This window comes from Paenibacillus sp. D51F (genome assembly GCF_053345695.1).
Genome location: NZ_JBKFAO010000023.1, coordinates 1 through 22,739 on the forward strand (window position 1 = coordinate 1; position 22,739 = coordinate 22,739).

At 57.9% G+C, this 22,739-nt stretch carries 21 protein-coding genes and 1 riboswitch; of the genes, 1 reads left to right on the forward strand and 20 read right to left on the reverse strand.

The window, feature by feature from the left end; translation table 11 throughout:
• Positions 1–1,392 (reverse strand): polysaccharide biosynthesis protein (locus tag ACLBWT_RS22850; protein ID WP_447665372.1); only part of this gene is annotated, 1,392 nt, incomplete at its 3' end.
• Between the two features lie 185 nt (positions 1,393–1,577).
• On the opposite strand from ACLBWT_RS22850, the gene ACLBWT_RS22855 reads away from it, so the two are divergent.
• Positions 1,578–2,876, forward strand: coding sequence for a DUF4397 domain-containing protein (locus ACLBWT_RS22855; RefSeq protein ID WP_447665373.1), 1,299 nt, complete (start codon positions 1,578–1,580; stop codon positions 2,874–2,876).
• Between the two features lie 72 nt (positions 2,877–2,948).
• Here ACLBWT_RS22855 and spoVT read toward each other — a convergent pair whose 3' ends face one another.
• The 19 genes from spoVT to ACLBWT_RS22950 form a co-directional block, all read right to left on the reverse strand.
• The gene (spoVT, locus tag ACLBWT_RS22860; RefSeq protein ID WP_447665397.1) at positions 2,949–3,491 is read right to left on the reverse strand and encodes a stage V sporulation protein T; all 543 of its coding nucleotides are present in this window, start codon (positions 3,489–3,491) and stop codon (positions 2,949–2,951) included.
• Positions 3,492–4,071: 580 nt separating this feature from the next.
• Positions 4,072–5,151 (reverse strand): foldase protein PrsA, encoded by a 1,080-nt coding sequence (locus ACLBWT_RS22865; protein WP_447665374.1) that lies wholly within the window; start codon positions 5,149–5,151, stop codon positions 4,072–4,074.
• A gap of 131 nt (positions 5,152–5,282) precedes the next feature.
• Positions 5,283–8,816, reverse strand: coding sequence for a transcription-repair coupling factor (gene mfd / locus ACLBWT_RS22870; protein ID WP_447665375.1), 3,534 nt, complete (start codon positions 8,814–8,816; stop codon positions 5,283–5,285).
• A 195-nt stretch (positions 8,817–9,011) separates the two neighbouring features.
• On the reverse strand, positions 9,012–9,245 hold the full coding sequence (locus ACLBWT_RS22875; RefSeq protein WP_447665376.1) for an anti-sigma-F factor Fin: 234 nt from the start codon (positions 9,243–9,245) through the stop codon (positions 9,012–9,014).
• Positions 9,246–9,394: 149 nt separating this feature from the next.
• The gene (pth, locus tag ACLBWT_RS22880) at positions 9,395–9,955 is read right to left on the reverse strand and encodes an aminoacyl-tRNA hydrolase (protein ID WP_447665377.1); all 561 of its coding nucleotides are present in this window, start codon (positions 9,953–9,955) and stop codon (positions 9,395–9,397) included.
• 176 nt (positions 9,956–10,131) lie between these two features.
• Positions 10,132–10,776, reverse strand: a complete 645-nt coding sequence (locus tag ACLBWT_RS22885; protein ID WP_447665378.1) for a 50S ribosomal protein L25/general stress protein Ctc — start codon at positions 10,774–10,776, stop codon at positions 10,132–10,134.
• A 202-nt stretch (positions 10,777–10,978) separates the two neighbouring features.
• Positions 10,979–12,379 carry a bifunctional UDP-N-acetylglucosamine diphosphorylase/glucosamine-1-phosphate N-acetyltransferase GlmU gene (gene glmU, locus ACLBWT_RS22890; protein WP_447665379.1) on the reverse strand — a complete coding sequence of 467 codons (1,401 nt, stop codon included), beginning with the start codon at positions 12,377–12,379 and terminating at the stop codon, positions 10,979–10,981.
• 119 nt (positions 12,380–12,498) lie between these two features.
• Positions 12,499–12,786: a septation regulator SpoVG gene (gene spoVG, locus ACLBWT_RS22895; protein WP_020620824.1), complete on the reverse strand. Its 288-nt coding sequence runs from the start codon at positions 12,784–12,786 to the stop codon at positions 12,499–12,501.
• Positions 12,787–12,912: 126 nt separating this feature from the next.
• Complete coding sequence (locus tag ACLBWT_RS22900; protein WP_447665380.1) at positions 12,913–13,302, reverse strand: Rid family detoxifying hydrolase; 390 nt, start codon at positions 13,300–13,302, stop codon at positions 12,913–12,915.
• Between the two features lie 14 nt (positions 13,303–13,316).
• Positions 13,317–14,144 carry a pur operon repressor gene (purR, locus tag ACLBWT_RS22905; RefSeq protein ID WP_447665381.1) on the reverse strand — a complete coding sequence of 276 codons (828 nt, stop codon included), beginning with the start codon at positions 14,142–14,144 and terminating at the stop codon, positions 13,317–13,319.
• 82 nt (positions 14,145–14,226) lie between these two features.
• The gene (gene ispE, locus ACLBWT_RS22910) at positions 14,227–15,081 is read right to left on the reverse strand and encodes a 4-(cytidine 5'-diphospho)-2-C-methyl-D-erythritol kinase (protein ID WP_447665382.1); all 855 of its coding nucleotides are present in this window, start codon (positions 15,079–15,081) and stop codon (positions 14,227–14,229) included.
• A 110-nt stretch (positions 15,082–15,191) separates the two neighbouring features.
• Positions 15,192–15,377: a small, acid-soluble spore protein, alpha/beta type gene (locus ACLBWT_RS22915; protein WP_447665383.1), complete on the reverse strand. Its 186-nt coding sequence runs from the start codon at positions 15,375–15,377 to the stop codon at positions 15,192–15,194.
• Between the two features lie 169 nt (positions 15,378–15,546).
• Positions 15,547–15,819 carry a biofilm formation stimulator Veg gene (veg, locus tag ACLBWT_RS22920; protein ID WP_048749666.1) on the reverse strand — a complete coding sequence of 91 codons (273 nt, stop codon included), beginning with the start codon at positions 15,817–15,819 and terminating at the stop codon, positions 15,547–15,549.
• A 143-nt stretch (positions 15,820–15,962) separates the two neighbouring features.
• Entirely contained in the window at positions 15,963–16,859 is an 897-nt protein-coding gene (gene yabG, locus ACLBWT_RS22925; RefSeq protein ID WP_447665384.1) for a sporulation peptidase YabG, read from the reverse strand.
• Between the two features lie 170 nt (positions 16,860–17,029).
• Entirely contained in the window at positions 17,030–17,902 is an 873-nt protein-coding gene (gene rsmA, locus ACLBWT_RS22930) for a 16S rRNA (adenine(1518)-N(6)/adenine(1519)-N(6))-dimethyltransferase RsmA (RefSeq protein ID WP_447665385.1), read from the reverse strand.
• A complete protein-coding gene (gene rnmV, locus ACLBWT_RS22935; RefSeq protein ID WP_447665386.1) occupies positions 17,883–18,446 on the reverse strand; it encodes a ribonuclease M5 in 564 nt (187 codons plus the stop codon). Before rnmV ends, rsmA begins: the two co-directional genes overlap by 20 nt.
• Before the next feature lie 216 nt (positions 18,447–18,662).
• Positions 18,663–19,814: a G5 domain-containing protein gene (locus tag ACLBWT_RS22940; RefSeq protein ID WP_447665387.1), complete on the reverse strand. Its 1,152-nt coding sequence runs from the start codon at positions 19,812–19,814 to the stop codon at positions 18,663–18,665.
• A 241-nt stretch (positions 19,815–20,055) separates the two neighbouring features.
• Positions 20,056–20,279: riboswitch (cyclic di-AMP (ydaO/yuaA leader) on the reverse strand.
• 181 nt (positions 20,280–20,460) lie between these two features.
• Entirely contained in the window at positions 20,461–21,234 is a 774-nt protein-coding gene (locus ACLBWT_RS22945) for a TatD family hydrolase (protein ID WP_447665388.1), read from the reverse strand.
• 24 nt (positions 21,235–21,258) lie between these two features.
• Positions 21,259–22,563 carry an HD domain-containing protein gene (locus ACLBWT_RS22950; protein ID WP_447665389.1) on the reverse strand — a complete coding sequence of 435 codons (1,305 nt, stop codon included), beginning with the start codon at positions 22,561–22,563 and terminating at the stop codon, positions 21,259–21,261.
• Positions 22,564–22,739 lie beyond the last annotated feature (176 nt).

Sequence of the window (22,739 nt, forward strand, 5' to 3'; positions counted from 1 at the left end):
AGCCGCCGAGCGCGAGGCCGCGAGCGCGCCGAGCAGCGCGGCGGCGCCGGTGGCGGCGATGCCGGCCCAAGCGGCGCCGGCGATGCCGAGCGGCGGCACGAGCGCGGCATTCAGCGCCGTCTTGATCAGCGCGGCGAGCAGCAGCAGGAGCACCGGCGCGCGCACGGCGCCAAGCCCCTGCAGCACCGGCGCGCTGACCGCGGTGACCGCCGCGAAGAGCGCCGTGCCGCATACAAGCGCCAACGTCCCGGTCGCCTCCGCATCGGTGTAGAACATGACGTTCAGCGGCTCTGCCAGCAGAACGAGCCCCGCCGCCGAGGCCAGGCCGATCAGCCAGGCTGCGCGCATGGCGAGCCGGGCTTGCGCCGCTGCCGCCTCCGGGCGGCTCCGCCGCTGGCGCACCAGCGCCGGCACGAGCGCTCCGGCGGCGGCGGCTGCGACCATCGAGACCAGCTGCACGAGAGGCTGGCCCCGGCTGTAAAGGCCGAAAGCGCTCATCGCTTCGGCCGGACTGCTGCCCGCGGCTGAAAGAAGACGCGGGACCGTGAAAGCATCGACGGCCCCAAGCACCGGCGCCACGATCGCGCCGAGCGCGACGGGCAGCGCCAGCACTGCAAGACGGCGAATTTCAATCCCCATTGCAGCCAGTCTCAGCACAAGCGGCAGCGGCAGCCGCCGCTCCGCAGCCTTTGCCAGATCCTCTTGGCCCCTTCTTCTCCCCGCAGCTTTTGCCAGATTCCCTGCTCCCCTTCTCCCCGCAACCATCCGAATCATGAACAGCAGGCCGGCAAAACCGCCGAAGAAGGAGCCCGACATCGCCCCGGCCGCCAACGAGGAATCATCCCAGCCGGCGGACCATCCCAGATCAAGCAGCAGCAGCATGACCGCAACGCGCACGAGCTGCTCGATCAGCTGCGACCAGGCGGTCGGCCTCATATCCCCTGTTCCCTGCGTATAACCACGCAAAGCGGCCATCGCAGGCACGACCCACAGCGCCGCCGCGACCGCCCGGATCGATGTTTCTGCCGAGGAATCGCCGATCAGGTCTGCGAAACCGGAAGCGCCGGTCCACAGAATGGCGAACCCGGCCGCTCCAAGCACCGAGAGCAGCAGGACGCCGGCCGCTCCCGCGCGGCGCGCTCCCTGCTTGTCCCCTTCTTCCAACAGCGATGCGGTACGGATGGCGACCGCCACGGGCAGCCCGGCCGTAGCCAGCACCAGCATCAGCTGATAGAACGGATAAACGGCATTATAAATGCCGAAAACCCGGTCGCCTGCAATATTTTGCAGCGGTATTTTCTGGAGCGTCCCGATAAGCTTGGACAGCAGAGCCGCTCCCGCAAGCAGCGCCGCACCGCCTAACGCGCCTTTCTCCCACTTCTGCTTCGGCATATCCTCTTTGTCTCCCCGACCGAATTCGTCGCCTCATTATACCTTATTCGCCCGAACGGGATGAAGAGGACGACTAGCTGTCGAAAGTACGGGGGCCCAACTCCGTATGTTGGATAACCATTGGCGCATATAGTCGAATAGCAGGTGTTGAAGAGCGATGACCCAGACAGGGAGGAGACTTGTCCATGTCCAACCATCAGCCCGTATGGGAAGAATGGCAGAAGGCCAGCCTTTACGGCATGCTGGCCGGACTTTACGAATACAGCGAGCCCGAATGGGGCCGTTATTACCGCAAGCTTCACTCCGAGGCGCTGTCCCGGCTGGCCGCGCTTGTGCGGCAGCACGGTCTTCCGTTCGGCGCCGCTCCGGCTCACGGAACTCCGGCTGCCGCCGTGTCCGGACTTCCCGGACTCGACGGCCCGCAAGCCTGGCAGCCGGCTGCGGCCTATCCCGGATCCGCGAACTACAACGCCGCTCCTGGCTTGCCCGGATACGCCGGCGCCAATCCCTACGGTTATCCCGCCCCGCATGGGCAGCCAGGAAATGCCGTTCTGCCTTACCAAGCGGCCGCACCGCATTGGAGTTCAGAGGAAGCGGGGTTCCCTCCCTCTTTCCCAGGCTTTCCAGCTCCCTCCGGTTTCCAAGGGCTCTCCGCATCGACGGGTTATCCGGGCAGCTACGGCCACCCCTCCCCAAGCTTCTGGCCTGGGCCAGCTGGCGCAGCTTCAATCATGCCCGACTGGGCGGCCGGCGCAGCCCCGCAGAAGTCCGCTGCAGCGGCTGCAGGCGGATTGCCGCTCTCTTCGGCCTCTTCTTATGGCAGTTCGACGGATAGCCCCTATTTGTCGAATTCGGGAAGCCCTGTTCCCAGAGAACCGCAGACAGGAGGCGGCGAGCTCCATCCCGCTCCCGAGCTGCCCGATTCAGCCGAGCTCCCGCCCGCTTATATCCGGCTTCTCCATGTCCAGACCGGCAAGGAGAAACTTGAATTCCACCTCGGAACGACCGTTCAGCCACTCGATTATCTTGGGGCATCCGCCTATCTTGAAGTCCGTCCAGGCCGTTGCCTGCTTAGAATTCAGGAGGAGCAATCCCGATCCCCCGTCGCCGCAGCAGACCTCGACTTGCGCAGCGGAGCTTGGATGACGGCGGCTGCAGCCGGTGACGGGGAGCTTCTCCTGTTCGAGGATGAGCGGGAGTCGTCTGCCGACCGCGCCCGGATCCGGCTGCTCCATCTGGCTGCCGGCCGAGCCCCTGCCGACCTCATGATTCGGGATGGAGGCACGCTGTTCCGGAGTGTGGCTTACGGCTCATCTTCGTCCTACATCACGCTGAACCCGGCCGAGCTCGAGCTGGAGCTGTGCGAGGCAGGGTCGCTTCGGACGCTGCTCTCTCCGCAGTCGGTCACGCTCTCTCCCGCCCAAGCCGCGACCCTTCTGTTTGCGGGCGACAGCGGCTTGATCGTACTTGCGGACGGATCTTGAACGCTTCATTCGGATGCAAAAAAACAAGCTCCCGCTCGCGTGATGCCCGAAGGAAGCTTGTCCTGCTGTATGCTACTGTTCCATTTGCTTGGCCAGGAAGCCGGCTGCGGTTTCCGACATCTTGATTTCCATCTGCGCCATTTTGACGGAATCGTCCTTGCTGAGCAGAACGACCGTGCCGATCGGATCCCCGCCGGCGATGATCGGGGCCGCGACGAAGGAGGAATAGGTTTCGGGACCGTTCTTGACGACTTCGTATTCGCCGCTTGCCGTTTCCACTGCCGTCTTGCGGTTGTCCATCGCCGTTTCCAGCAGAGGACCGACCGGCTTGTCCATATATTCCTTCTTGGAAGCTCCCGCGCTGGCGATGACCGTATCCCGGTCCGTGATCAGGGTGATGTGTCCGGTTCCTTCGCTGAGCGATTCCGCATATTCCTTGGCGAAGTCGCCCAGCTCGCCGATCGGGGAGTACTTCTTGAGGATGACTTCCCCGTCGCGATCGACAAATATCTCCAGCGGGTCTCCTTCGCGGATGCGAAGCGTACGGCGGATTTCCTTCGGGATAACGACACGGCCGAGATCATCGATCCGGCGCACGATTCCAGTTGCTTTCATTGTCATGTTGCCCCACTTTCCTTGAAGAGTAGTAAAGTCGACTGGACGCTGGCGTTTGCTTCTTTTATGCGGAAACAGGAGCTGATCCTTGTCAGGCGTATATCTTCGAATCTGACCATAGTATTCATCCGCTCCCAAATTCTTATGCAGGCCCGGCCGGTCCGAGCCTCCGCGGGAGCTAGGCCGGGCGGGGTTCGAAATCCCGCCTGCAGCTGCCTGAGGCCGCCCGCCTGAATTCGGCTTGCCGACTTATTTTGCCCAGTCTTGCTTCCCGTACTCCCAAATTCTCCAGCCGCCCGTCCCGCCCTAGGCGAACAGGAGCTCTATTCAGAACGGGGGAATTCCGAACGTGCGGCTCCTGGATTTCCCTTATGCCTTATGGGTTTCAACCGGTACAGGAGCAGCTTATCTGTCCCGGCTTCTCTCCAGCTGCGTTCGAATTCCAAATCATACATAGTATTACCAAGTAATTCGATGGGATGGATACCATCTTCTTAGCCGTATCTGCATCGGTGCTTTTTATTCTCTTCAGGAAAAAAACACCCGCATGCGGAAGCCGCGCGCGGGTGTAGCCATTGGTTTACTTGGAGCCGTTGTTCGCTGCCGCGTCGGAGGAATTCGTAGCCGCACCGTTCTCGGCGCCGGAGTTGGCAGCCGGGCTAGCTGCAGGGCTAGCTGCAGGGCTCGGGGACGGATCCTTGAATTCTTCCTTCTTCGTGATCAGCTTTGGAACTTCATTCTGCATGTAGTCGTTCAGTTTGGTCTGGCCGATCGTTTCCTTGATCGTCTGCTTGGAGTTTTCCAGCGTCGGCTCATCGCGCTTCTCGACCTTGATGACGTGGTAGCCGTATTCTGTCTCCACAGGTTCGCCTACGACGCCGACCTTCTGCTCCAGGCAAGCTTTCTTGAATGCCTCTACATATGTGGAAGGATCGGCATTCGAGTACAGGCCTCCGGTGCTGCTGGAGCCGGGATCATCGGAGTATTCCTTGGCGAGGGCATTCCAGTCCGCGCCTGCAGCTTCAAGCTTCGCCTTGGCTTCCTTGGCGCGCTTCAGAGCGTCTTCCTTGGAACGTTCCTTGCCGGCGGAATCCTGGAAGCCGACCAGCACGTGGCGCACGTCGACCTTGACCAGGCTTTGCTTGTTGTCATTGAAGTATTTCGTCACGTCTTCATCCGTAACCTTGGCAGCCATCGCTTCGGATACGCCGATAGAGAGGCGGATGAAATCCTTCACGTCGGTCGAGGTGATGCTGTTGGTCTTGAGCTCTTCGTCGAGCTTGTCCTTCGTAACGGCTTCCTCGATCTTGCCATATTCGGTATCCGCGTCCTTGGTTGCTTTGTCCTTCGCTTCCTTGGAGGCGTCGTTATAGACGATGTGGTACCCGATATACTGGTCGAGCAGCATATTTTTGTATTCGGCCATTCCGAGGTATGGCTCCATTTGCGGGTTGATGATCTTGAGCACGTTCGTGAACGTGGTGAATTCCTTTTCCGTTACCGTTCCGCCCTTGTACTCGGCGATCGTCTTCCCGGAATCCTTGGAGCCGGATTCCCCATTGTCCTTCTTGCCGCATGCTGCCAGCGACACGGCCAGGACAGCCGCAAGAATCAGCAGCAGGCTGCGTCCCCAGGCAGGGCGCTTGCTCGAAATATGCATAACGTTCTCCTCTCGGTCTTTTCAGGCTTGATTCCAGTGTACCAGATGTTTTCCATCTATGCCATGTAAGCGGTTTGCGGTCTGCGAGCCGGACAATAGTCCATCGAAATTGGCCGCCTGAACAGGGGGACTTATTTGCCCCCTGCCGATTTCTCCAGCTGTGCTGCCGGCTTCACCGCTTCCTTCATCCGCTCCAGGAAGCTAAGCGTGAGCGCGAGACGCTCCTCGCTGCCGAGTCCCTTGCCCCGCAGCGCCAGCTCCGTCACCGCGTCCTTGGCGCCGCCGCGCTTGAACCGGTTCTCGAAGTCGAGGCATAGCTTGTCAATCGCCCGGATATCGATCCGCTGCGCCGCGCGTGCCGCGAAATTGAGCGTCCATTCGTCGCCCTTGCCGCTTACGGACTCGATGCCGTACAACGAGCCGTAGATTTTCAGCCTCGCCACGTCGAGCAGAGTATCGACCGCCTGCGGCAGATCGCCGAAGCGGTCGGTCAGCTCCTCGCGCAAGTCTTCGGCATCGTCCAGCGAGGACAGGGAAGCGACCTTCTTGTAGATCTCGATCTTCTGGATGCTGTCGTAAATATAATCCGAAGGCAGGTAAGCATCCAGGCTGAGGTCGATGACGGTGCTGACAGGCTTCTCCGTCTCTTCTTCCTCCCCGTACATTTCCTTCTTGCGGCGGGCGATCTCGTCGGCCAGCATCTGCGAATACAGATCGAAGCCGACCGAGGCGATGAAGCCATGCTGCTCCGCTCCGAGCAGATTGCCCGCTCCGCGAATGGCAAGATCCCTCATCGCGATCTTGAAGCCGGAGCCGAGCTCCGTGAACTCCTTGATCGACTGGAGCCTCTTCTCGGCGACTTCCGTCAGCACCTTGTCGCGCTGGTAGGTGAAGTAGGCGTAGGCGATCCGGTTGGAGCGGCCGACCCGTCCCCGCAGCTGGTACAGCTGGGACAGGCCCATTTTGTCCGCGTCATGGACGATGAGCGTGTTGACGTTCGGAATGTCGACGCCGGTCTCGATGATGCTCGTGCTCACCAGGACATCCGATTCCCCGTCGAGGAAATCGAGAATCGTCTTCTCCAGCTCCTGCTCCGACATCTGCCCGTGGCCGACTGCCACCCGCGCCTCCGGCACGAGCGAGGAGAGCAGCTCCGCCATCTGATAAATGCCTTGGACCCGGTTGTACAGGTAGTATACCTGTCCGCCGCGGGCAAGTTCGCGCTCGATCGCCTCGCGCACGAGAGCCGTATTGTACTCGACGACGTAGGTCTGCACCGGGAACCGGTTCTCGGGCGGCGTCTCGATGACGGACAGGTCGCGCACGCCGAGCATGGACATATGCAGCGTCCGCGGTATCGGAGTCGCCGTCAGCGTCAGCACGTCCACATTGGTCTTGAGCCGCTTGAGCTTCTCCTTGTGGGACACGCCGAACCGCTGCTCCTCGTCGACGATGAGCAGTCCGAGGTCCTTGAACACGATATCCTGCGACAGCAGACGATGCGTGCCGATGACGACGTCGACCGTTCCGGCCTTGAGCCCCTTCATCGTATCCGTCTGCTCCTTGCGGGAGCGGAAGCGGCTGAGCACCTGGACGTTGAACGGAAAGTCGGCGAACCGCTCCCGGAACGTCTCGTAATGCTGCTGGGCGAGAATCGTCGTCGGCACGAGCACGGCAACCTGCTTGCCTTCGATGGCGGCCTTGAAGGCGGCGCGGACCGCAACCTCGGTCTTGCCGTAGCCGACGTCGCCGCACAGCAGCCGGTCCATCGGCCGCTGCAGCTCCATGTCCTTCTTGATTTCGCGGATGGCGCGCAGCTGGTCGGGCGTCTCGTCGTACGGGAACATCGCCTCGAACTCGTTCTGGTAGGCCGTATCCTGTCCGAAGCCGAAGCCCTTGGCTTCCTGGCGCTGGGCGTACAGCTTGATGAGGTCGTCGGCGATATCCTTGACGGAGCTGCGGACCTTGTTCTTGACCCGCGTCCATTCGTTGCCGCCAAGCTTGTAGACCTTCGGCTCCTTCTCTTCGGATCCGACGTATTTCTGGATGAGGTCGATCTGGTCGATCGGCACGGAGAGCTTGTCGCCGCCGGCATACATGATATGCATGTAGTCCTTGTGGATGCCGCCGATCTCAAGCGTTCCGATGCCCATGTACTTACCGATGCCATGGTTCTGATGGACGACATAATCGCCGACCTTGAGCTCCGTATAGCTCTTGATCCGCTCGGCATTGTCGATATTCTTGTCCACGCGGCGGGTCTTGCGCGATTTCTGCGAGAACAGCTCGCTCTCCGTAATGACGACCAGATGCGAGCCCGGAAGCTCGAAGCCGCTCTGCAAGCCGCCTTCCAGTATGACTGGCGGTTCGATGTCGTAATCGCCGAGCACCCGGCGCAGGCGCTCGATCCGCTCGCTGCCGCCCGCCAGCATGAGCACGCTCGCGCCGGCTTTTTTCCATCGCTCCATCTCCGCCTTCAGCACGTTCATCTGCCCATGGAAATTCTGCATGCTGCGGCACATGAAGTTCAGGATGTTCTGCGGCTGCGTATGCGGAATCTGGCGCAGGAACAGTGAAAGGAAGAGCGCCGGGAACTTGCGGTTGTGCAGCACCTCGTCCGCCTCGCGGGCCAGCTGGATGCCAGGCAGCGACTTGCCGTTCGAGAGCAGATGAGCCTGCCACTCCGCCTCGTCGCGCTCCAGCTGGCGGCCCGTCTCGATGAGCCGCGTTGGCTCGTCGAGCACGAGCAGCGTATCCTCCGGCATATAGTCGAACAGCGTCTGGCGCTCGGGATAGAGCAAGGCGATGTATTTATAAAGATCGGGGAAATGGATGTGCTGGCGCAGCCGCTCCAGCTCCGCTCCGATTTCCGTGCGCAGCCGTTCCTTCGCGGTTCGGTCGGTCATGCGCTCCAGCTGCTTCTCGAGCAGCTCCGCGCCATGCTGCGCGGCCGCGCCGAAGCGCCGTTCGTCCGCGATCAGCTCTTGGCACGGGGGAACGGTGTATGCGTTCATCTTGTCGATGGAGCGCTGCCCTTCCGGATCGAACGAACGGATGGAGTCGATCTCGTCGTCGAACCATTCCATCCGCACGGCGACCGGCGAAGTCAGCGGGTAGAAGTCCGCTATGCCGCCGCGAACGCTCATCTCTCCCCGGTTCTCTACGCGGTCCACACGGACATAGCCTAAGCTGTTCATGCGCTGAAGAAACTGCTCCAGCGGGAGCGTATCCCCGACCTTGATCTCGATCTGCGCTTCTGCCATCACGCCTTTGAGAGGCAGATAGCGGCGAACGCCGGAGAAGGGAACGACAACGATCCCGCGGAATCCCCTGGACAGTCGGATGAGCACATCCATCCGCTGGGCGAGCATCTCGGGACTCGAGACGGCGGCTTCGGCGGCGACCAGTTCGTTCGCGGGATACAGCAGGACTTCATCATCCTTGCAGAGCTCCTGCAGGTCCTCGGCGATTTTCTGTGCCGAGAACATATTGTGGGTCACGACCAGGATCGGCTGATCGAATTCGCGGCGCAGAGCCGCCATCAGCACCTGGCGGGAGGAGCCTGCCAAGCCTGAAATCAGCTGCTCCCTCATCCCTTTGCGGAACCCGGAGACGACCGATTGGAAGTCCCGGTCCGCGGCAAAAGCCTCAAGTAACGCTTTCAATGGCTGCGGCACCCCTTTTCATATGAAAACCGTGCGCTGCGCAGGCATAGAGCATCTGTCCCGAGGGACAGCAACAAGGCCCCATACCGCTCGGGGCCAAAGAAGTCTCCGCCTTGAACACGCAAAGAAGCCTCAGCTTCAGGCCAAGGCTCTTGCTATACGCGAAGCGCGAAAATCTGCTTATCGTCCATCATGCTACTGCAGCGGGCTTGATACCAGCAGCAGTTCCGGATTCCGGGCGACGGCCTCGCTGCAATACTCGCAGACAACCTTTACCACCATATCGCCATCCGGGTTATACGCTATTATATCGCTGCGTTCTTCGAGGGTCAAGAAATGCAGGCCGAGCCTGTTCTCCGTAATTCCTTGCAAGCTGGAGATCGAGCCGAGCGGCGTCCGGCAGTGCCGGCATTCATAATGGATTGCCATGTGGGGCCTCCTGTCCAACATATCGTTGACTACAGTATGCCCACTTTCTGGTTTTCTAACTCCTGTCCGGCAGGCGGCAGCGATCTTCCTGTTCTATGCCGCTCTATTTAGGGGGCTCCGCGATGATCATTGCAACCGTTGGCTTGCCGTCAAGCGTTGAACTTGCCCATCGTATCGTCGAACGGATGATCCAGCGCGTAATCCGCCGCATCGCATGCCTTGTCGATCATCGCCTGCACAGCATCCCGGTCTGCCTTCGGGAAATTCGAGAGCACGTAATCGGCGATGATCATGCCGTTCGTCGGGCGCGACACTCCCATGCGGATCCGGTTGAAATTCTGTGTGCCCATATGCTGGATGATGGATTTGATGCCGTTGTGGCCGCCCGGCCCTCCTTGATAGCGCAGGCGGATCTTGCCCGTCTCCGTATCCATGTCGTCATAGACGACGATGAGGTCTTCCAGCTTGGCTCCAAAATAATCCATATAGGCCCGCATCGACTCGCCGGACAGGTTCATATATGTCATCGGCTTGATCAGGACGACCTTCTCCGCTCCCACGCGTCCTTCGCCGATCAGCGCCTTGCATTTGCTCGTATTGACCTTTATATCCCATTTTTTTGCCAGAGCATCCACCACTTTGAAGCCGATATTATGCCGGGTATCCTCATACTGGCTGCCTGGATTCCCCAAGCCTACGATCCATTTCATCTGCTGCCGCACCTTCCTTGTCCTGCCGCTCCTCATGGAGCGCTTCTATCCTGTCACTGTACCATAAAGACCGCTGCTGCGGCTACGAGCAGGCGGTGCGGGCGACAGCCTTCCCTGCAGCAAGAATGGAAACGAAAAAGCGCGCCCGCTGGGGACGCGCCATGGCTGCGGCAGGACTATTCCTCGTCCACCGCGTTGGCATCTTCGGAACGGGCAGCCCCCTTAAAGTCTTCCTTGGCCGCTTCGTCGGCTTCCTCCTCGGAAACTTCCTTCTGCGGAGCAAGGACGGCCACGACGACCTGCTCGGCATCCGACAACGCCGTTACGTTGCCAGGCAGCTTCAGATCGCCGACAAGCAGGTTCTCGCCGACCGCGAGGGAAGAAATATCCGCCTCGATGGATTCTGGAATGTCATTCGGGAGGCATTGAATCTCAAGCTCATGCAAAGACACCGACAGGACGCCGCCTTCGCGGACGCCGGCGGAATCTCCCATAAGGTCGATGCGCACGGTTGTCTTGATTTCCTCATTCATATTGATCTGATGAAGATCGATATGGACAACCTTACGGGAAAGCGCGTCGCGCTGCACGTCCGTGATCATGACCGGCTGCTTGCCCGCATCCGGAATCGACAGCTCGATGATCGCGTTCGGATGGGAACGGAGCAGATGCATGATTTCCTTTTCATCCAGGGAAATAACCGATGAAGATTCCAATTTCTTGCCATATACAACCGCAGGCACCTTTCCCTCCTTGCGGAGCTGGCGCAGGCTTCCTTTGGAAGCGTTCGTGCGGGTCTGTGCTTGCATCGTAATTGCCATAATCGATTTTCCTCCTCTATAGGTCATACACCTGTGGACATATTGTCCGACTTTCCCTAACTATACCCATCCGGGCGCTCGTTTAAACACTTGGCGGGCTTGCGGCGTATCTCCGGCCGCTTCCTTTTGGAGTGCTTCTCTCTTTCCCGAGACAGCAAAAACCCCCCGATCCGCTATAGAGGATCGGGGGGAATGGCAAAGGCTATTCCGTTTTGCTGCGTTCCTTTTTCGCCTTGGCTCTCGAGCGGATCTTGTCCGCATAGCCCGGCTTGTTCACCTGGCGCTCTCGGGCGATGGCGAGATCGCCTCCCGGCACGTCATGCGTGACGGTGGAGCCGGCTACGACATAAGCTCCATCTCCGATATGGACCGGAGCGATGAGATTGACGTTGCTGCCGATGAAGGCTTCGTCGCCGATGACCGTCTTCGACTTGTTGAAGCCGTCATAGTTGACCGTGATGGCGCCGCAGCCGATATTGACCCCGCGGCCTACTTCCGCATCGCCCACGTAGCTCAGATGGGATACTTTGCTGTCATCTCCGAGCACGGCGTTTTTCAGCTCCACGAAGTCGCCGATCTTGCAATCCTTGCCGAGTTTGGAGCCCGGCCGCAGATTGGCGTAAGGGCCGATCGAGCTGCCGGCGCCCGCTTCGGACTGATCGATCGTGGAATAGCGGACGGTGACGCCGTCTCCGATGACGGAGTCCGCGATATCCGCCGACGGGCCGATGATGCAGTCCTCTCCGATGACTGTGGAGCCCCGCAGAACGGTGCCGGGGTAGAGAACCGTATCGGCTCCGATCTTCACATCCGCTTCGATATAGGCGCTGCCCGTATCGATGACCGTGACGCCGTTCACTTGATGGCGGCGCACGATGCGCTGGCGCATGAGGCTTTCCGCCTCTCCGAGCGCGACGCGGTCGTTGATGCCGATCGCCTCGGCCAGATCGCTCGTGCAGTAGGCCTGAACCGTCTCGCCTTCCGAGACGAAAATGCCGATGACATCGGTCAGGTAGTATTCTCCCTGAGCGTTGTCATTGGTGACCCGGGAGAGCGCATCGAACAGCTTGCGGTTGTCGAAGCAGTACGTGCCTGTGTTGATCTCGCGGACAGCGGCTTCGGCAGGGGAGCAGTCCTTCTGCTCCACGATGCGCTCGACCGCGCCTTCGGCGCCGCGGATGACACGGCCGTAGCCGGCCGGATTAGGGAATTCGGCCGTCAGCACCGTTGCCGCCGCGCCGCTTGTCCGATGAAGCTCGATCATCGCATTGACCGTCTCGACCGTCACGAGCGGCGTATCCCCGCAGACGACGAGCGTAATGCCTTCCTCTTGCCCGAGCAGCTCCTTGGCTTGAATGACCGCATGTCCGGTGCCGAGCTGCTGCTCCTGCAGCACGAATTCGGCGCGATCTCCCAAATAAGATTGCACGGCTGCGGCTCCGTGGCCGACGACAACGACGGTTCTGGAGCAGGACGCCTGCTCGACCGTATCCACGACATGCCCTACCATCGGCTTGCCGCATACGGGATGCAGCACCTTGTACAGCTTGGATTTCATCCGCTTGCCTTGTCCTGCCGCAAGCACGACCGCCATCACATTCACCGGTTGATTCCCTCCTGTGTTCCCCATTATGTACACTGACTATATCCCATCATAGGGCAAAAAGAAAGGGAGCCCGAGGGGCCCCCCATCCATGCATTTGTCCGAAAGGCCCTAATGATTCAGGCACCTTCTTCGATTGCAACTTCTTCTTCCGTTGCTGCGCGCTCGTACTCGGCGAGTACGGCAGCTTGAATCTTCTCCCGAGTGGTGGAAGAGATCGGGTGGGCAATATCCCGGAATTCCCCATCCGGCGTACGCTTGCTTGGCATTGCGACGAACATTCCATTGTTGCCGTCAATGACGCGAATATCATGAACGACAAATTCATTATCAATGGTGATGGAAGCAATGGCCTTCATACGCCCTTCGGAATTAACGCGGCGGAGTCTGACATCGGTAATCTGCACTTGTGTTCACCACCTTTGCCTATCGAAGACTTGGTGTATAATTCCACATTTCCATGCAGATTCCTTCTTAATTCTGGGAATTGAAACCCGTTTTAAGAAATAAATTTTGGAAAAAAATATAATTCGTTACGATTCGACAGGGATCGAAGCGATCAGTTCGATTTCGACAAGAACATCCTTCGGAAGGCGTGCGACTTCTACGGCCGAACGGGCCGGCTTGTGCTCTCCGAAGTAGGAAGCATAGATCTCGTTGACCGCCGCGAACTGGTTCATGTCCTTCAGAAAGACGGTCGCCTTGATCACATTGCCGAGCGACGAGCCGCCTGCTGCAAGCACGGCTTGCAGATTGCGGAATACTTGATGGGCTTGTTCCTGGATGCCGCCTTCGATCAGGGATCCGTCCTCAAGCAGCGGAATCTGGCCCGATGTGAACAGAAGGCTGCCGAACTGGACCGCGTGGGAGTAGGGGCCGATCGCGGCAGGAGCGCCGGCGGCTGTAATCGGTTGGACATTCATGGATAAGTAGCCTCCTAGGAAGTGAAATAGTTGCCTGGAACGACGGTCGTCTGCTTCGTCTTCATATCCACGGCCGTCAGCTTGGCCAGAGACACGTAATCCTCGAGAAGCCGCTCCTCGGTCCCGACCTCTCCGGATTCGACGAACACGCCGACGCCGGCGACGGTCGCGTTGAATTCATGCAGCAGGTCCATCATGCCCTGCACGGTTCCTCCCGCCTTCATGAAGTCGTCGATGATCAGGACGCGGGACTGCTCCTTGAGCGCGCGGCGGGCCAGCGACATCGTCTGGATCCGCTTGTTGGAGCCGGATACGTAGTTGATGCTGACGGCAGAGCCCTCCGTCACCTTGTTGTCGCGCCTGACGATGACGACGGGAAGATTGAGGCAGCTCGCGGTAGCGTAAGCGAGCGGAATCCCCTTGGTCTCTACCGTCATGATGACGTCGATGCGGCGGTCCGCGAAAGCGGTCGCAAAAATCCGGCCGACATCGGCGAGCAGTCCGGGCTGCCCGAGCATATCCGTCATGTACAGATAGCCGCCCGGCAGCACACGCTCCGGAAGCTCAAGCTCGCGGCATACGCCCCGGATGATCTCCATCGCCGGCTCCTGCGGCATGCGCGGGATATAGCGCACTCCGCCCGCCGCTCCAGCCAGCGTCTGGAGCTGGCCGATGCCTTCCTCTTCGAATACTTCCTTGATGATAGCCAGATCCTCGCTGATGGAGGATTTGGCAGACTGATATCGATCAGCAAAAGCTGTAAGAGATATTAACGTATGGGGGCGGGATAATAGATATTGGGTCATCTCGACCAGTCTTGCGCTTCGCTTTAATTTCTTCATTGGGAATCCCCCTGGCTAAATCCGAATATTATAAAGACAATATACCATCTTTATACGGATTCAATCAAGGTTGATGTCCATTCTATGTCAGCATTCTTACCACATAGACTTCCTTGCAAAAACCTCGGAGTCCATTGTAGATTCTGGCGAGCTTGGATTCCTTGGTTACGAGGCCGAATACCGTCGGGCCGCTGCCCGACATCAGCACGCCGTCCGCTCCGAGGCGCTGCATGCTTTCCTTGAGCTGTGCGACTTCCGGATACAGGGACAAGGTGACGTCCTCCAGCACATTGCCCATCTCCTCGCAGACTCCCTGGAACGATCCCGTGGAAATCGCCTCCATCATGCCGCTGAGCGAAGGATGGCCCGGCATGTTGTCGGCACGAAAACGTCCGTAGACATCGGCGGTCGACACGTTGATGGGAGGCTTCGCCAGCACGACCCAGCAGGAAGGCGGGTTGTCGATTCGCTGCAGGATCTCTCCGCGTCCCGTGGCAAGGGCCGTTCCTCCCGTGACGCAGAACGGCACGTCGGAGCCGAGCTCCGCTCCGAGCTTGCACAGCTCCTCGTCCGGAATGCCGAGCTTCCACAAGCGGTTCAGTCCTCGAAGCGCCGCGGCGGCATCGCTGCTTCCGCCTGCGAGTCCGGCGGCGACCGGAATCTTCTTGTCCAGATGGATATACACGCCTTTGCGCACATCGTAGCGCTCCTTGATGAGACGCGCGGCTTGGAAGGCCAGATTCTTCTCGTCCAGCGGTATGTAGCCCGCCTGGCTGGAAATGATGATTGTGTCTCTCTGAAGCTCTTCCATCTCCAAGCGATCCGACAGATCTACCATGGTCATGATCATTTCAACCTCGTGGTAGCCGTCCGCACGCTTGCGCAGCACGTCAAGCAGCAGATTGATTTTGGCCGGGGCCTTCTCGTAGACTTTCATATGTCGTCACCCGTTCGTTAGATAAACTGGATTTATTATACCATCCGAACGGATAAAAGCGAAAGCGGCCCCCTGCGCGGGAAGCCGCGCCGGAAGCCGCTTGTTATGCTCTAACGCTGGTTCTGGCGTGCTGCGGCCTGCTCGGCCATCTGAATGGCGCGCTTGACCATATTCCCCGCGTCCTTGGCTTTGATGCCGCCCCATCCTTCTTCCTGGACCGTGTCGTAAAAGCCAAGATCCTTGGCGAGCTCCACCTTCAGCTGATCGGACATTATGCTGCGTCTTCTGCGGCTCATGCGTAGCCTCCTTGCCCTGCGGCTGTATTGGGCGTCCATCGGCGACAGCCCTTCCTGTAGTATGAGAGCGGACTCCCGCTTATATGCGGTCCCCGAAAGCAAGCATAAAAAAAGCACGACAGCCGGCAGCGGTCGCGCGAAGTTCCCCGGTTAAGCATATATGGGACGATCAGTGAACGGGATTGATCCGAACTTGGCCCTCGTCGTTGCAGACGGTGACCTCGACGGAATCCGTCAGAATGTCCGCGTAACTATAGGACACACGCTTGAAAGCATGCTGATCCTGATCCAGCTTGACAATGAAAACAGATGGGTAGGTTTCTTCCAAAACACCGGAACGTTCAACCGTCTTGCGCCGGCCTCCGTTAGCCCGCAGCATGATTTTGGCTCCAACATGTGCTTCCATGCTGCGCTTGATCTCAGACAAAGCATTTCTAGCCATTGGCAACTACCACCTCTTTCCTTGTCCATTATAGCCCAAGGGAGGAGGCGTTGTCAAATAAACGAAAATTATATCATCGGTCTAACTTTAGTGTCAATGAAAATTTTTTGACTTCGTTTTCAAGATGAATAAGGATTTACAGCTTACGCATAATAAGGGTTTGGCTTCACATTTGCAATCGTCTGCGGTTTCGGAAGGCCGACCCTGTAGCGTCCCATCGTCTCGATTCCGCCCACCCCTTCGATTCCCGAAATCGTGCCGTGAATGACATCCGGCAGGTTGATCGGCTCCCGAATCGAGGTGTAGCTTGCCTTGATTGCGATATAGACCGGATCGAGCGCATGGATGAGGATGCGTCCCGGCGAGCTGGCGAAATTGGCTCCGGACTGCAGCAGCGCCTCATAATGGGACTGGCACGCCCCTGCGACCACGATCAGATTGTCGCGGTTCTTGTCATACTCCCGGGCCACATGAACCGCGTTGACGAAGTTCTGGGAGTTCTTATAACTGCCTATGCTGTAGAGATCGCCACTAGGGCGGTTCTTGAGCAGGCCGTCATGGCCGGTAATGACGACGACATCCGGCTTCACCTGCGGCAGCAGATGGTACAGCAGATCCGCCATCTGCGCTTCGCCGACATGAAGGCCTTGAGCCGGCACCTTCATCTGATTGTACAGCTGCATGCTTTTGCGCATATAATTGGCGTCGCCGTCCAGATGCAGAACTTTGCCTGGCAGGTCGAAATATGCATGTGCGGAAGCATTGGAGTCTCCGGGACGGAAGTCCATCTCGTGATGGACGGACTGATCGATCAGCTCTTGGCTCATCCGCTGGTTGGACGCCTTCACCTTGCTTCGGACCGACTTCGTGACGCTCAGCTCCTCCGGATCGCCCACCTTCGTCAGGTCGCCGAGCGGCGCGTCCGCGAGCAGACGGTACTCCGCTCCCTTCAAAATGGCGGTATCCCCGCGGACAGCTTCAATGCGGAACAATACATCCCCGCCGTAGGAGCGCCGAACGACAAAATCCCCTTCATTCATTAGGCCCATCACCTCTGCCTTATGGTATGGGCATAGGCCGCCGGAGGTGACAACGGGTTTTCGGCGCTGCGTCTCTGGCGCGGCTCCCAATACAAAAAGCCCTCCATGACAGAATCCGAACGGATCCTCATGAAGAGCTTCGCTTAGCCGGAGCAACGCTGCCGGGTCTGTCAGCCCTTTAGGCCATGCGCTTCAAGCGCAGCCGTCAGAGAGGCATATTCCTGCAGCGACAGCGTCTCGCCGCGCCGCACGGGATCGATTCCCGTCGATTCGAGGATGCGGGTAAGCTCTTCCCGCTTGTCCTTGCCCAGCCAGGAGGACAGATTGTTGTGGATCGTCTTGCGGCGCTGCGCGAAGCAGGCTTGAACCGTGCGGAAGAAGAAATCTTCGTCCGCCACGTCCACGGCAGGCTTGTCCCGCATCGCCAGCTTGATGACGGCCGAGTCGACGTTCGGCTGCGGAATGAATACCGTATGAGGCACGATGCAGACAAGCTCCGGCACCGCGTAATACTGGACTGCCACGCTGAGGCTGCCATAGGCTTTCGTGCCGGGCTTGGCCGCCATCCGCTCGGCGACTTCCTTCTGGATCATCACCACGATGTTCTCCAGCGGCAGCCGCTCCTCCAGAAGCTTCATCAGGATCGGAGTCGTCACGTAATAAGGCAGATTGGCCACGACGCTGACGCCGCTCACCTCGCCGAACTGCTCCTTGAACAGCGCCTGCAGGTCGATCTCCAGCACGTCGCCGTGAACGATACGCACATTCTCGTCGGCTTCCAGCACTTCCTGAAGAATCGGGATCAGCCGCCGGTCGATCTCGACCGCTGCCACCTTGCCTGCTTCCCTTGCCAGCTGCTGGGTCAACGCGCCGATGCCGGGACCGATCTCCAGCGCCCCTTTGGTGGGGTCCAGTCCGGCCGCGGTTACGATCTTGTTCAGAATATTGGGGTCGATCAGGAAGTTCTGCCCCAGGCTCTTCTTGAAGGAGAAACCATGCCTCTCGATGATTTCCTTCGTTCTTCTAGGTGTCGCTACGTCCATGGGCGATCTCCTCCTCCATCTGCCGCAAGGCTTGTCCGAATTCTTCCTTCGTGATCTGAAAGCTGGCGCAGCGCTTCAGGAACTGCTTGCCGTTGCAATAGCCGATGCCCAGCCGGTTGCCCATGAGCAAGCGCCGCCGGGCCGCATCGCTATGCACCAGCAGACCCGCTTCCAGCAGATCGCTGTTTGAGATTTCCGCCTTCTCTGGATCTCCCTCCGTCCGAACGGACGCCAGAGCCCTCCTGACCGCTTCGGGAGAAGCGTTCTCCACTCCGATGTCGCCTTTGTACAAGGCGTCCTCCTGCGGCAGAAAAGCATGCTTGCAGCCAGGCACCCGCTGCGAGACGATTTTGCGTATCCTCTCTCCTGCATGGTCGGGGTCGGTGAAGATGATGACTCCCCGACGCTGCATGGCGAGCTCGATCCGGCGCAGCACTTCCTCGCCGATCGCCGAGCCGTTCGTTTCGATCGTGTCGGCTTCCACGGCGCGCCGAATCGCTGCCGTGTCGTCCTTGCCCTCCACGACGATAATTTCTTTGATCAAGGCCTTGTCTCCTTTAATTCAATACGCGTTTGAGGGGTATAAAAAGAAAAAGAGGCTTGAGCCTCTCGAATGACAGCCAGGCCCGAATCCGGACTGCGGCCGGAAAAGGACAGCAGTGGTCCTAGCATGGGCCAAAAAAGCCCTCTCTACTCTCCTCATGCCCGGTAAACGTCCAAAACGGGACCGCCTCGTAGAGGCGGACCCGTATCGCTTGAATCAGCTCAGCTTCGGCTTGGTTGGACCCAGCACGTATACGGTGTATCCGCGCTTCTTGCCGAACTGCCTCGCGTAAGATTCACTCTCGTAGAACACGTCGATCTTCTTGCCGTTGATCGCGCTCCCCGTATCTTCTGCACGACGGAAGCCGATTCCTTCTATATATACCCACCATCCCAACGGGATGACATCCGGGTCGACTGCAATGGTACGGCCTTCCGATACTTTTGCTCCGGAAGCAGTGATGCCGTAGCCGGCATCGCCTTTGGATTTGCCCGTAGAGGCCAAGCCGGCGGTATAAGCCGTCAGAGTTACGTTGTTCAGCACTTTCTTGGCTTTGAGCGATAGGCCCGATTTGGTGACGGATTGCGATGCCGAAGACGCCGCGCTGAGAGCGACTGCTTTAGGCTTCGGCTTTTCCTTGGTGCCGACCGCAACGATCTTGTTCACGGCAGGCTGTTCCATCGATTTGGCGAGCAGCGTCATGGATACCATCTTGCCATCCTGGTATACCTTTTCGAAGGTTTTGACCAATTGGCCATTCTGGCCGGCCTTCACCATTTTTAGCTGCCCCTTTTCCAAGGTAGCATCCTCTTTGCGGATGACGGTGAAAGGAATATCGTGCTTTGTCGTGGTCGTATGCTTGTCGATTCGCAGCACCCGAATCGTCATGTTCGGTTTCAGCTGCGAGGAGGTGTCAGGGAAAATTTTGTCTTGCTCGCGAATCGGAATATTGGACTCTCCGATCGCGGCCTTCACGGTTTTTTCGGTCGTGTACACCGTCGTAGTCTTTCCGTCAGCCATAATCGTCACCGGCACAGCCTGATCGACAATGATCCGGTCCCCATCCTTGAGCGCCGCGCTCAGCGGAACTGAAATCTGGTCGTGCGGTCCGACAGTTATAGCTTGTTCATCCAGTAGGTGCTGCAGGACATCCTGCTTCGTGCTCAGGATCGTTTCCTGTCCGTTCAACACTACGGAGACGTTCTTCTCAGACGTTCCGTGCAACAACACCAAAAACATGAAAGTCATCGCGATTGAGATAATTAAGCTCAGTAGGATCAAACGCAGGTTTTCATGCTTCCATCGCCATTGGAAAGACTTGCTGGATGATCGTTGTACATGGGTGTCCTTAAAGGGAATTGCGCCCACTTCTTCGGTCCTCCTTACATAGCCCCGCCGCCTCGTGTTACGCATGACTATTTAAGACGCGACTATTAGGTTTTGTACGTGCCGAGCAGCACGCCTATCAACCTCTTGCTTCACCTCCACGGTTAACCCTATGTCGACGGTTTACGCAATATTCAAACAAAAAGAAGCCGTCGACAGAGGATCTGTATCGTGGCTTCCCGGGTTGGTCACGCTGAACACATGGAAAGTGGAGCACGAGGTTGATCTCTCTTATATGCGCTTACGAGGTTAGCTGACGGGTTCGGACAAGAGAGCTGCCCTATTCGCCTACTTGGCCTGCTCAAGGCCTTTTGGCAAAATTCACCCCTGGAAAAGGTCAGTTCGTCCATCCAGTCCGCTCCGGAATATCATGTCATCCGGGACTGCATGGAATCGCTGCTTGGTTCCCCCGCTCTCCCTTGTGGGGAGATTAAGCGAATGAATACAAAACTGCATCACTCAAAGCTCTGAGTTGAATCATACAGTTTTGGTCAACCGATTGTAAAGAAGAGATAAAAGACTCTTTCAGCCAAATTAGAGGAAAATCCGGCCGTTTTTGGCGGTTTGGTGGAGCGAAAATATAATTTTTCTCAACCAAGCACCTTTTTACAAGCTTTTTCGCCCGATTTTAAGAAAGCTGGAAACATTTTCTTGCATTTGCGGATGTGATGGAAACGATCTCATTCACATTTTTACCTTTTATTTCCGCCGCTGTCTCGGCAACCAATGCCACGAATGCGGACTCATTCCGCTTCCCTCGATGAGGATGAGGAGCCAGATATGGGGAGTCCGTTTCGATCAGCAGACGGTCCAGTGGAACCTGCGCAAGAACTTCTTTCGGCACCCTGGCATTCTTGAATGTCACCGGCCCGCCGAACGAAATATAGAAGTTCATGTCCAGACACTGCTTGGCGGTCTCCCAGCTGCCGGAGAAGCAGTGCATGATGCCTCCGACCTCAGCCGCCTTCTCTTCCCGAAGAATGCGGACGACATCCTCATGGGCATCGCGGTTATGAATGACGATCGGCTTGCCCGTACGCTTCGCGATGCGGATCTGCTCCCGGAATACTTGCTGCTGAACATCCTTGGGAGCGGTATCCCAATAATAGTCCAGTCCGATTTCCCCGATAGCGACGACCTTTGGATGCGCCATCAGCGCCTCCACCCGTTCGAGGTCCCCTTCCCTCACATCGGCGCTGTCCGTCGGATGCCACCCGACAATGGCGTAGATGAACGGATATTTTTCGGCAAGTTCCAGCGTCGTCGGAATCGTCTCGCGGTTGAATCCGACATTGAACATCAGCTCCACGCCTGCGTTGCGGGCGCGCTGGATTACTTCCTCGCGGTCATTGTCGAATTTGGGGGAGTCCAGATGCGTATGCGTGTCAATCAATCCTGCCATTTTTCGACTCCTTTCGAATACGGCCTACAGGCCAAGTCTTTCCCGAATTTCCGGTTCCATGCGATAGCTGAGCAGCGAAGCCGCTTCGGCATCGTAGAAGAGCCGGTATTGGCCGCGGTGCATGCCCGTTATCGACCTCACTACATCGGACTGCGCGGATATTTCCGTCAGCTGCATGGAGCTGTCAAGAAGCAGGATCGGAGGCTTGCCCCGGTTTCCTTCCTCCTGCTTGTCCATTCCCGAACGATACACATGATAGGGAAGATCATAAGGGAAATCAATCTCCAGCTCGTAATCGCGGTCCATTCCAGCGGCGGCCAGCCGTTCGCAGAAAAACTGGGCGTCTGATTCATGTTCGCGGTCGAAGGTTATATACTTGTACAATTTGCGATTAAGGAATCGGGTGCATAATGATGCCAGCAACTTATCCTCCTCTTCGGTCCAAGCGGCAAAAGCCGTTTGGACAAGCGATTCGTCCAGCTTCAAATAAGAAACCACATCCAGCTCCTGGTTGAACAGCCGCTTGATCGGCTCGGGATTCCAGGAGAAGGAATAGCCCGAACGGCACAGCTCCTGGGCCCTCAGAAGAATTTTCCTCAGTACGATCTCCGAGCTGCGTGTAACCGGATGGAAATATACCTGCCAATACATCTGATATCGGCTCATCAGATAATCCTCGACCGCATGCATGCCGCTGTCCTTGACGACAATCCTGCCTTGGTGGGGGCGCAGCACGCGGAGAATCCGGTCCAGATCGAACGTACCGTAATTGACCCCGGTAAAGTAGGCATCCCGCAGCAGGTAATCCATGCGGTCCGCATCCATTTGGCTCGACACCAAATTAATGACGATCGGCTTCTCGTAGGTTTTCCGGATAACTGAGGCTACTTTGCCAGGAAATCCAGGCTCGACGGAACGCAGGAGCCGGTTCACTTCCGTATCTCCTTCTATAATAGAGCAGCTCCATTCCTCATGGTCGAATTCCATGATTTCTTCAATGGAATGGGAGAACGGCCCATGCCCGAGATCATGAAGCAAAGCCGCGCAGAGGCTAAGAAGCTTCTCTTCCCTGGGCCAGTCGGGGTATTCGCTGCGTTCGAACTGCGAGATGATGCGGCGCGTCAGCTCATAGACGCCGAGCGAATGGCTGAATCGGCTGTGCTCCGCGCCATGGAAGGTGAGAAACGTGGTGCCAAGCTGGCGGATTCTTCTCAGCCTTTGAAATTCCGGCGTATCGATCAGGTCCCAAATCAGCTGATCCTGAACGTAAATGTACTTGTGGACCGGATCCTTGAACACCTTTTCCTCTTCCAGCTTTGTCATCGTCATCCACCTTTCGTTCAAACTTTCGACAAAATAAACATGTTGTTTGTCGAATAGTGTCGTAATAAGATTTCCAATTTTTCTAGTCTTGTAGTAAGATAACTAGAGATTTAATCCCTTTCCTGTTCTAAAACCTTGAATTTACGTGCTAAAACTAGACTTTTTGATGGTTGACTGATTTG

Bases quoted from the DNA above. Each gene is read 5' to 3' on its own strand.
- ACLBWT_RS22855 (WP_447665373.1), top strand. From the start codon at position 1,578: ATGTCCAACCATCAGCCCGTATGGGAAGAATGGCAGAAGGCCAGCCTT.
- spoVT (WP_447665397.1), bottom strand. From the start codon at position 3,491: ATGAAAGCAACTGGAATCGTGCGCCGGATCGATGATCTCGGCCGTGTC.
- ACLBWT_RS22865 (WP_447665374.1), bottom strand. From the start codon at position 5,151: ATGCATATTTCGAGCAAGCGCCCTGCCTGGGGACGCAGCCTGCTGCTG.
- ACLBWT_RS22875 (WP_447665376.1), bottom strand. From the start codon at position 9,245: ATGGCAATCCATTATGAATGCCGGCACTGCCGGACGCCGCTCGGCTCG.
- pth (WP_447665377.1), bottom strand. From the start codon at position 9,955: ATGAAATGGATCGTAGGCTTGGGGAATCCAGGCAGCCAGTATGAGGAT.
- ACLBWT_RS22885 (WP_447665378.1), bottom strand. From the start codon at position 10,776: ATGGCAATTACGATGCAAGCACAGACCCGCACGAACGCTTCCAAAGGA.
- ACLBWT_RS22900 (WP_447665380.1), bottom strand. From the start codon at position 13,302: ATGAATGTCCAACCGATTACAGCCGCCGGCGCTCCTGCCGCGATCGGC.
- purR (WP_447665381.1), bottom strand. From the start codon at position 14,144: ATGAAGAAATTAAAGCGAAGCGCAAGACTGGTCGAGATGACCCAATAT.
- ispE (WP_447665382.1), bottom strand. From the start codon at position 15,081: ATGAAAGTCTACGAGAAGGCCCCGGCCAAAATCAATCTGCTGCTTGAC.
- ACLBWT_RS22915 (WP_447665383.1), bottom strand. From the start codon at position 15,377: ATGAGCCGCAGAAGACGCAGCATAATGTCCGATCAGCTGAAGGTGGAG.
- veg (WP_048749666.1), bottom strand. From the start codon at position 15,819: ATGGCTAGAAATGCTTTGTCTGAGATCAAGCGCAGCATGGAAGCACAT.
- yabG (WP_447665384.1), bottom strand. From the start codon at position 16,859: ATGAATGAAGGGGATTTTGTCGTTCGGCGCTCCTACGGCGGGGATGTA.
- rsmA (WP_447665385.1), bottom strand. From the start codon at position 17,902: ATGGACGTAGCGACACCTAGAAGAACGAAGGAAATCATCGAGAGGCAT.
- ACLBWT_RS22945 (WP_447665388.1), bottom strand. From the start codon at position 21,234: ATGGCAGGATTGATTGACACGCATACGCATCTGGACTCCCCCAAATTC.
- ACLBWT_RS22950 (WP_447665389.1), bottom strand. From the start codon at position 22,563: ATGACGATGACAAAGCTGGAAGAGGAAAAGGTGTTCAAGGATCCGGTC.